This is a genomic window from Frankia sp. R82, from assembly GCF_023716925.1.
Lineage (GTDB): Bacteria > Actinomycetota > Actinomycetes > Frankiales > Frankiaceae > Frankia.
Map to the genome: position 1 here is coordinate 1 of NZ_JAMQQG010000358.1, position 9,437 is coordinate 9,437.

At 69.2% G+C, this 9,437-nt stretch carries 8 protein-coding genes; 3 read left to right on the forward strand and 5 right to left on the reverse strand.

Features of this window, described 5'->3' with window-relative positions; genetic code table 11:
- Both ND747_RS30295 and ND747_RS28605 read right to left on the reverse strand, forming a co-directional pair.
- Positions 1-526 (reverse strand): MFS transporter (locus ND747_RS30295; protein WP_374216350.1); only part of this gene is annotated, 526 nt, incomplete at its 3' end.
- Between the two features lie 82 nt (positions 527-608).
- The gene (locus tag ND747_RS28605; RefSeq protein WP_251737366.1) at positions 609-1,700 is read right to left on the reverse strand and encodes a helix-turn-helix transcriptional regulator; all 1,092 of its coding nucleotides are present in this window, start codon (positions 1,698-1,700) and stop codon (positions 609-611) included.
- Between the two features lie 1,047 nt (positions 1,701-2,747).
- Here ND747_RS28605 and ND747_RS28610 point away from each other — a divergent pair.
- Entirely contained in the window at positions 2,748-3,548 is an 801-nt protein-coding gene (locus tag ND747_RS28610; RefSeq protein WP_251737367.1) for a transposase, read from the forward strand.
- Positions 3,549-3,738: 190 nt separating this feature from the next.
- Here the strand turns inward: ND747_RS28610 and ND747_RS28615 are convergent, their stop codons facing one another.
- From ND747_RS28615 to ND747_RS28625, 3 genes are all read right to left on the reverse strand, one after another.
- Positions 3,739-4,485, reverse strand: coding sequence for an SDR family oxidoreductase (locus tag ND747_RS28615; RefSeq protein ID WP_251737368.1), 747 nt, complete (start codon positions 4,483-4,485; stop codon positions 3,739-3,741).
- Complete coding sequence (locus tag ND747_RS28620; RefSeq protein ID WP_251737369.1) at positions 4,482-6,125, reverse strand: FAD-binding protein; 1,644 nt, start codon at positions 6,123-6,125, stop codon at positions 4,482-4,484. The genes ND747_RS28615 and ND747_RS28620 overlap by 4 nt, the downstream gene beginning before the upstream one ends.
- Before the next feature lie 179 nt (positions 6,126-6,304).
- Positions 6,305-6,688, reverse strand: a complete 384-nt coding sequence (locus ND747_RS28625; protein ID WP_251737370.1) for a helix-turn-helix domain-containing protein — start codon at positions 6,686-6,688, stop codon at positions 6,305-6,307.
- An 87-nt stretch (positions 6,689-6,775) separates the two neighbouring features.
- Here ND747_RS28625 and ND747_RS28630 point away from each other — a divergent pair, with 87 nt between their 5' ends.
- Together ND747_RS28630 and ND747_RS28635 are read left to right on the forward strand one after the other, a co-directional pair.
- Positions 6,776-7,426 (forward strand): NAD(P)-dependent oxidoreductase, encoded by a 651-nt coding sequence (locus ND747_RS28630; protein ID WP_251737371.1) that lies wholly within the window; start codon positions 6,776-6,778, stop codon positions 7,424-7,426.
- A 674-nt stretch (positions 7,427-8,100) separates the two neighbouring features.
- Positions 8,101-9,437: polyketide synthase (locus ND747_RS28635; RefSeq protein WP_251737372.1), on the forward strand; the 1,337-nt coding region annotated here is incomplete at its 3' end.

Here is a 9,437-nt window from a genome sequence, read left to right on the forward strand (position 1 = left end):
GGCAGCAGCGGCTCCACCAACTCCCACAACTCATCCGGGACCAGCCGCCCGGCGAGGCTGCTCTCCAACACATCCATGATCGGATATGTACCCGCAGCGACCACGCAAGACACGCTCTAAGGGCTGTTGACAGCAGCGCGACGCCGCCCGTCACCGCCGCCGCGGCTCCTATGCCCGCGACAGCGCGGGCGGCGTCCAACATCAGAACTCCGGACGCCATCGCCGATGACACGCCGGCCGCCGCGAAGAGTGTGATTCCGCCCGCGCAGACCGCCCGTCGGTTCCACCGGTCGGCAATGGCGCCCATGGGCAGCAGGAAGGCCGCGAAAGTCGCGCTGTAGGCGTTGACGACCCACTGCGACGCGATGACTCTCGCGCCCAGGTCGGACTGAATCGCCGACAGCGCGACGGATGACCCGGTGATTGTCAGGGGAAACACGGTCACGACCACCAGTACGGCGGCGATCTGGCGGGCAGCGCCGCGCCGACGGGGGGAAGGCGCTGAAACTTGCGTGGAGGGAGGCATGTGGTCCGCCAGGGTCAGGAGGAGGTGGGCACGAGCGGACGACGTCTGGCCGCGGCGCCGACGGGTGAACGCTGGCTCGCAATCAACTGACGACCGACCGCAGCTCGCGGCGGTTGCGGACACCGAGCTTGCGGTACACCCGGGTGAGGTGCTGCTCGACCGTGCTGGTGGTGATGTTCAGCTCGCGGGCTACTTCCTTGTTGTGCCGGCCCTGGCCGACGAGGCTCGCGACCTTTAGCTCACTGTCGGTCAGCGTAGCCAGGAACGAGATGGGGCGTGACATCGCTGCTGGCCGCGCGGCGAACTTCGCGGCCGAGAGACCGAGCCCGTCGCCACACATGTCGCGCAGCATCAGGTAGAAGTCCGGCTCGGAGGAGAACTCGCTCAGGGCGGAGAGGGTGGACTCCCGAGTCGCGCGGTATATCCTGTTGAGCGACTCGTCCCCGTCGGCCGCGGACTTTCGTATCTCATCAAGCCTCTCCCGCAGGGCCAGGTCAACCAGGTGCGCGGCGATGTCCCGCTCGCCTGCCAACTGGTAGGCGGCTGCGGCGGAAAGCCGCCACTCGCAGATGTCGTCCAACGGGATGCCCCACTCCGCCAGGCTGCGCCCGCAGCTCATGAAACTCTCCGCCGCGCCTCGGTGGTTGCCGGTGGAAAGATAGAAGGTGCCGAGTGCGTAGCGGTACCACAGGGCGTGGCTGGACTCCTCGATCACGGCCGACGGCGCGGTGCGCAGATAGTGGGCGGCCGTTCCGAGACGTCCCAGGATCACGTTGCCGATGACCGCGACGGAGAGCGGTTCCCCGATTCGTGTTCCCCACCGCCGTGGCTGCATCATGCGCAGCGCCCGCTCGCCGAGGTCGACCGCGGCCTGCACATCGCCGTCGAGCAACGCCGCGGAGGCCCGCAGGCTGGTGATCCGAGCTCGCCAGCCGACCGGATTCCGCTCTCCCAGCGTGCTGTGAACGACATCGGCGTACCGTGCCGCGTCGGCTGAACGGTCGGAGAACAGCAGGGTCCGCACCGCGCAGGCCGCCATCCACTCGTGGCCCGCGATCACCTGCTGGCCGCGGTCCTCCAGGTAGTCCCGCGCACCGGCCCTGTGGTCAAAACCCGGCCAGGCTCTGGTCATCGCGTTGACTAGGCCCAACGCCAGCCGCTGCCCCTGTCCCATGTCATCCGGCGAGGTGAAGAGTGGTGAACTCTCGTCGCACGGATACAGATCCGTCACCGACCGCAACGCCCCCGGATAGTCGCACGAAGCAAGAATGAGCGCGGTCCACCGACCCGAGTCCCGCGCGTTTGGGACACTCACGAGTGTTCTGAGATCTGCCAGGATACGACTGGCCACCGGTTTCTGATCGGTGTGAAGGCTAGATTCTCCGCGTTCCGGTGTCGCCAGGAACGGTGTAGTCTCCATAGGGTTCCTCCTCGTGGCCCGTAAACCGTCGTTGGCGTATGATCCAATTTTCCTCCAGGAAGACGGGTGTTGCTGTCGTACCCGTACCGGTGGGGAGGCGGGGCCAGGCGGCCGCCCTGCGGGCGATCGAAACTGTTTGTGGCCGGTAAAGGGTGTGCTCCGCTGCGTGCGGTTCGTCAGGAGGGGAGGTCCTCCGTGGCGGACTCATGGCGCATCACAAGTATGGATATATGCACAATCCAGTGTCAAAGGCGCCTTGCCTGACGTCCGGGCCTGGCGAGGGAGAACCCTCACCAGCGGGGACGTCGCCGGCGCTCCCAGGCAAGTGCCCGATAAGCCCGATTTGGCAGATATATGACACGATGTTATCTGCGCGACATTCCGCAACAGTCTGACGACGCAGCGGATGTCAAGTGTGGAATTGTCGCCGATACCATCCTGGCCCGCCAGGTGGCGATTACTCAGTCATGAACATCCGACGTCGCCAATGTCTCTCTGGTATCTAGGAAACACGGGCGGTGGCAATAGTCGCGCGCCGCCGGGACTGGACGACTGACCAAGTCGTTCAGACCGATGCCCACAGCCAGATCCGTCGCCACGTCGGCCGCTGGGCCGAGAGTAGTGGGCTGCCGACGCCCCCTTGACCGCGGCACAGCCCGGTACGGCAGCCGCCGTTTTGTGATCAGTTGATCTGGGTGGGCTGACGGTGGACGGCCGGGTCCGCAGGGAGGTGCCGCCGGCCGACGCGGAACGACCACCGGTGATCATCACGGGTTTGTGAGGACTCGTCAGGATCTACCGGTGGCCGCGGGCCACAGCAACGCGCAGGTCGCGGTCTACCTGACCAACGCCACCGACCGCGCTCTCTACCTGCCGGCGAGCTGGACCGACGACCCGGCGCGCTGCGCAGCCGTCGGCATACCGGACAGAACCGGGTTCGCCACCAGACCGGCGCTGGCGCGGCGCATGCTCACCGCCGCGTTCGACGCCGGCGTGGCGGCCGGCTGGGTCGCGGCCGACGAGGTCTACGGCAACGCCCCGGCGCTTCGCGCCGATGTGGCCCGGCGCTTCGCGCCGATGTGGCCCGGCGCGGCGTGGGCTACGTCCTCGCCATCGCGAAGACCCACCGGTTCACCACCGGGATCGGGACCCGCACCGCTGTCGAACTCGCCGTCCGCCTCCCGGAACACTCCTGGCAGCAGGCCTCCGCCGGCGCGGGGTCGAAAGGCCACCGCTACTACGACTGGGCCTTGGTCGACACCACCGACCAGCAGCTACCCGGCCGGCACTGGCTACTCGTCCGCCGCAACCAGCGAACCGGCGAGTACGCCTTCTACCGCGCCCACGCTCCCGGCCCGGTGCCACTGGCCACGCTGGACCATCCTCGCGTTGCTCGCCCACGCCTTCCTGACCATCATCGCCGCCGATCAGCGCGACCAGCCCACCGACGACGACAGCCTCCTCCCGACCACCGTCAACGAGACCCGAAGACTGTTCAACGCGATCATCAACCTGCCCGCCGCCACCCTCGATCACGTCCTGCGCTGGTCCCGGTGGCGACGCCGCCACCAAGCCAACGCCCGCACCAGCCACTACCGATGACGAGGCCACCAACTCAACTGATCACAAAACGACGGCTGCCGTACTAGACATGGCCGCGACCGCGCGTGGCGTGGCAGGCGGCGCGACGTGGGGAGACCCGCGACGACCGGCCGGTCGTCGCGCTCGGGACTCCTGGCCGTCGCGGCAGGCCCGCTCTAGGGTCTTGTCGTACCTCAGATGTTTCGCGGCGTCACCGCTGGATTCGGGCTTCGCCCTCGATGAGGATCTCGGTGAACTTGTGCGGGGCCACCGCGAGCCCGGCGTTCACCACCCAGGCCTGCCCGGTGCGGCCAGCGTCATGTGCCGCCTGTGCCGCCGTGGCGACATCCTCGGGCGCCACCAGCCCGACCCCGGCCCGCACCAGCGCGTCGCGCCGGTCGGCGAGCATCGCGGTGTCGACGGCGCCCGGGCACAGGGCGTTGATCCGCACCCCGACCTCCAGCAACGCGGGTGCCAGCGAGCGCACCAGGCCCACCACGGCGTGTTTGCTGGCCGAATAGAGCGCGTCCGGCGACGGGCGCAGGCCCGTGGTGCTCGAGGTGACCAGAATCGAGCCACCGCCCCGATCCCGCATCGGCCCGAAAGCCGCCTGGACTCCGAAAACTGCCGAGTCCACGTTCGCGCGCATCATCCGTTGGTAGTCCGCGGGGTCGAACCCCTCCCCGATGGACGTCCGGGCCAGAACGCCGACGTTGAGGTGCAGGAGGTCGATCCTGCCGTGTTTCGCGAGCGTCGCCTCGACGTACTGCTCGCACCCGCTCGTCGTCGTGGCGTCTGCGTGCACGAACAGCCCGGTGCACTCGCGAGCCACCGCTCCGCCCCGCTCGGCGTCGCGGTCCACGACGACGACATGCCACCCCTGGGCGTCGAACCGGCGGGCAACGGCCGACCCGATTCCGCCGGCTCCTCCGGTGACGACGAGCACCGGCCTGCTCACGGCGCCGTGACTCCGAGAGCGTGGGTGAAGACGTTCTTCGGGTCGTACGCGGCCTTGGCGAGCTGCAGCCGAGCGTAGTTGTCGCCGTAGAACAACGTCGACCAGCGCACATGGGACGTGTTCTGGGTCGGGTCGACGAGGTCGATGTCCGGCCAGTTGATGTACGAGCCCTCGTTGGCGGCGTTGGGAGCGGGAACGCCGCCGGTGTCGGCGTAGACGGCGCTGTAGAGCCGACGCAGCCAGGCGATGTTCGCGTCGTCGTCCGCGGGATTTTCCCAGTAGCTGGTGAACGACGCGGCGATTACGGACGACCGGTGGGCCGTCGCCGTCGCCGTCGGCGCGGTCGCGTTGATGGCACCGCCGTACGACAGCAGACTGAGCGCCGAGGCCGGGTTGTTGTAGCCGGTCGAGGTCAGGTTGTCGTAGACCGCGTCGAGCTGTGCTCCCGTGTAGCCCTTCTTGAGGAGGGCTCCCTTGCTCTTGGACCGAAGCGGCCCCGAGATGGCGTAGACTGCGGCGGTGGTCGGCAGGTTCAGGACCGTGGTAAGCCAGGGCAGGTTGCCGCTGCTGAACACGGTCGGCACTGCGGCCACGCCGGACCTGATCGCGCTGAGATAGGAGCTGACCACGCCGTTTGCCGCGGTGTCCGTCGGATCCACCTGGGCAAGCACGGAGACACTGCCGAACTCCTTGCGGCCCGCGGTCAGCGCGGAGAAAAGCTTGGCGCCCGCGGATCCGGGCGCGCTGTTCAGCTCGTGCCAGGTTCCGTAGTTACCCAGCAGCCGAACGAAGTCCGCGCGGCCGAGGTCGGACCAGCTCCAGGTGAGCACGGTGTTCGCCAGGGCCCGTGGCGGCGTGGGCAGCAGGCTCGTCGGGTCGGAGGTGGTGGCCGACCGGCTGCGCAGCCAGAACCGCGTGACGACGCCGAAGTTGCCGCCGCCACCACCGGTGTGTGCCCACCAGAGCTCCCGGTTGGGATCATCCTGCGCACCGGTGGCGACAACCGCCCTGGCGACCCCGTTGGCGCCGACGATGACGACCTCGACGGCGTCGATGTAGTCAGCCACGATGCCGTGCTGGCGTGACAACATGCCGAAGCCGCCGCCGGTCGCGTGACCGCCGATACCAACGGTCTGGCAGGACCCGCCGGGCACCGTGACGCCCCAGCCCCAGTCCAGTGCCCGGTACAGCTCGCCGAGTGTGACGCCGGCCTCGACGGCGAAGGCCTTCCGGGAGGCATCGAAGGTGACGGAGCGCATCTCCACGAGGTCGATCACGATCTTGGCGGCGGGATCGTCGACGAAGTTCTCGAGGCAGTGACCGCCGCTGCGGACCACGATTTTCTTGCCCGACCGCACCGCCTCCTGCACTGCCGCGACGACCTGCGCGGTGGTGCTGACGATGCGTACCGACTCCGGAGAGCCGACGAAGCGCCGGTTGAATCCTCGCTGGAGCGCGTCGGGATAGCGCCGGTCGGAAGGACCGATGCTGACCTGGTCCGGTGGCTGGAGTGCCTGCGTGTCGCTACCGCTTGGTGCCGGTGCGGCGGTCGCCGAGCCGACGAGCAGCGGTCTCGCGCCGACCGTGGCGACTCCTCCACCAAAGCCTGCCAGGAGGTGCCTGCGGCTCAGACCGGACAAGTTACCCCCAGAACTCAGGTGATCGTGACCTGTCAGAGACTTCGAGCGCCGTCGACCGGAGGGATACGCCACGGACGCGCCGACGGCTGATGTGATTCGGTACCTTACTAGGCAAATCGCACAGCCAATCCCCTATTTTTCCCCTATGGTCCGAGTGACCCAGATCACAGCTAAATCTGTCACGAAGCCGCCGTTGCGCCGCGGTACTTGTTGTCGTACGCCTGCCGTGCGTCGAGCATCGCTGTCATGTGCTCCTCGGCCCAATCGCGTGCCATCGCGATGCTGGGCAGCAGCGTTCGGCCCAACGCGGTGATCCCGTAGATCACCGCGCGCGGTGGCCCCGGGCTCTCGGTGCGCGCGATGAAGCCGTTGCGTTCGAGGCCGCGCAACGAAACCGTGAGCACCTTTCCGGTGACCGGTCCGATATGCCCGCGTAGATCGCGAAACCGCAGGGGGCCGTCCGCGAGCAGGGTGAGAATCAACGCGGTCCACTTGTCACCGACCCGGATGGGGGTGATCTCCGAGGGGCAGACCGGGTCGATGCGGCCGGAAAGGGCTGTCATGACGCCAGACTAGCTTGGTTTCCCGGAGGTAACCGAGGTCCGCCCTACCATGGCGCCTTCCAACCGCATCCGAAGGAAGGAACCCTCATGAGCAGAATCGTGGTATTCGGTGCCGGCGGGAAGGCGGGACGCGCGGTGGTTGCCGAGGCCGCCCGTCGCGGACACGAGGTGGTCGCCGCCGTGCGCGACGTGTCCAGGTATCCCGACCTCGCCGACGGAGGCGTCGAGCTGGCCGGCGCGGACCTCAACGACCAGGCGCAGGTGACGGCGCTGGTAAAGGACGCGGACGCGGTGGTGAACGCGACCGCGCCGGGGGCGACCGACGAGGTCGGAGACTTCTTCCGGCACGGTTCCAGCACGTTGGCGGCCGCGGCCGCGGCGACGGGCAGCCGGCTCGTGTCGATCGGTCTGTCGGCCTACCTCGAGGTCGCTCCCGGCGTGCGGGCGATGGACACTCCCGATTTTCCGGCCCAGTTCGTCGACTTTGCCCACGCGCACGCCGCCGGCCTGGCGGTCCTGCGCTCGGCGCCCGCCGAGCTCCAGTGGTCGGTCGTCGTGCCCGCGATGGTCTTCGACCCGGAGGGCGAGCGCACCGGCACCTACCGCTCGGGTGACGCCGGGCTGCTGGCTGACGCCGCGGGCGTCAGCCGCATCTCCTACGCCGACTTCGCGATCGCCGTGCTGGACGAGGCCGAGGGCGGTGCGCACCAGGGCACCCACTTCGCCGTCGCGTACTGAGCCGTGACCGGCTGACCGCGCCCGAGCCGCGGCAGCCGAGGCACGACCGTCACTAGACACCCTCCGAGGTTCCCTACGGACACCTTCGGCACCGCCCCCGCGGCGCCCGGTCCGCGCCCTGACCCTGGCGTGGACCGGGCGTCGCGGCGGAGCCGTCCCCGCCGACGCCCGGTCCGTCAGTCTCCAGCGCCGACCGGCCGCCGCCGCACCAGCGAGAAGCACCCGTACATTCCGGCCTGACCGTGCGCCGAGGCCGCCCGCGAATTCCCTGGAATCTTTCTCCCGCCCATGGCCCGCGCCTTCCTCCGCGAGGGACAGCCCGAGTCGATGAAAGTGCATGAGAAACGCGGAATTGCCGCCGGCGTTGCCGCGGAAATCATTCGACCTCAGGCGTCCGGACGAGCGGCCACGTCCGCGAGAAGACCTGGAGTTCACACGTTTCCTGCCGTCCTTTCCCCTCTTCGGCAGGCACGCCGAGCCGAGCCCCGCCGCCAAATTGCGCAGGAGTGGCCGACCTCACATCGATAGCGTAAGGGAAAAGTAGGGGTTGAGGGCGCGCGGGCCAACGATCCATGCTCGTGCTGTCGCCGCGGCGGACGCGTGACCCACGCAGTCCGCGCGCTCCCCCCTTTGTGTCGCATTCTGGCCGCCGTCGCATCGATACAGGGAAACGCATGGTCGCCGAACTTCCCCGTGATACCGCCGACTCCGATGACATTGCAGTGACCGGTGTCTCCTGCCGGCTGCCCGGCGCGAGCACCCCCGATGCTTTCTGGGACCTGCTCATCAGTGGTCGCAGCGCAGTTCGCGACGTCCGCGACCGCTGGCCGGCCGCCTCCGGGGCCACCGCCTGGGGCGCATTCCTCTCCGACGTCGAAGGGTTCGACGCGGCTTTCTTCGGTGTGGGGGAACGGGAGGCGGCGCTGATGGACCCGCGCCAGCGGATCCTGCTCGAGCTGGGCTGGGAGGCGCTAGAGAACGGGCGGGTACGGCCGGACGGCATCGCCGGCGAGCGGGTAGGGGTGTTCGTCGGCACGACGTGGGACGACTACGCCCAGATCGCCTACCAGTCACGGTCGGGGCTGCGTTCCGGGCACGCGATGACCGGCCTGCACCGCGGCATGATCGCCAACCGGCTCTCCTACTTCCTGCGCGTCACCGGGCCGAGCGTCACGGTGGACACCGGTCAGTCGTCGTCCCTGGTCGCGGTGCACCTCGCCTGCGCGAGCCTGCGGTCCGGGGAGTCGAGTGCCGCGCTGGTGGCGGGCGTGAGCCTGGCCCTGCTGCACACGAACAGCACCCTGTCCGACGAGTGGGGCGGGCTGTCGCCGGACGGGCGTTGCCACACCTTCGACGCTCGCGCGAACGGGTACGTGCGCGGCGAGGGCGCGGGCGTGGTCCTGCTCAAGCCGCTGAGCCGTTCGCTGGCCGACGGAGACCGGATCCTCGCCGTGATCCGGGGGAGCGCGCTGGGGACCGGTGCGGGCGCGACGCCGACGGCACCGGACCCGGCGGCGCAGGCCGCTGTACTGCGCGCCGCGCACCGCCAGGCGGGCACCGAGGGCCAAGTGCAGTACGTAGAGTTGCACGGCACCGGTACCCCGGTCGGGGACCCGGTGGAGGCGGCGGCGCTGGGCGCCGCGCTGGGGAGCGTCGCGGCACCGGTGGCCGTGGGGTCGGTCAAGACGAACATCGGTCACCTCGAAGGGGCCGCGGGCATCGCTGGGCTGATCAAGACGGTGCTCGCCGTGAGCCGCCGTGCGCTGCCTCCGAGCCTGAACTTCGCCGCCCCGAACCCGGCCATCGACCTGCCCGGCCTCGGCCTGTCGGTCGTGACGAGCGCGGCCGACTGGCCCCGGCCCCACCTGCCGCTGGTCGCGGGGGTGAGCTCCTTCGGGATGGGCGGGGCCAACTGCCACGTCGTGGTCGGCGAAGCGCCCACGCCGCCCGGCGAGGGAGATCCGGCCGCCGCGCCGGTGGCGCCGTGGCCGGTGTCCGCGCGGTCGTCCGC

Excerpts from the sequence above, each read along its gene's own strand:
- ND747_RS28625 (WP_251737370.1), bottom strand. The coding sequence starts at position 6,688 with ATGACAGCCCTTTCCGGCCGCATCGACCCGGTCTGCCCCTCGGAGATC.
- ND747_RS28605 (WP_251737366.1), bottom strand. The coding sequence starts at position 1,700 with ATGGGACAGGGGCAGCGGCTGGCGTTGGGCCTAGTCAACGCGATGACC.
- ND747_RS28630 (WP_251737371.1), top strand. The coding sequence starts at position 6,776 with ATGAGCAGAATCGTGGTATTCGGTGCCGGCGGGAAGGCGGGACGCGCG.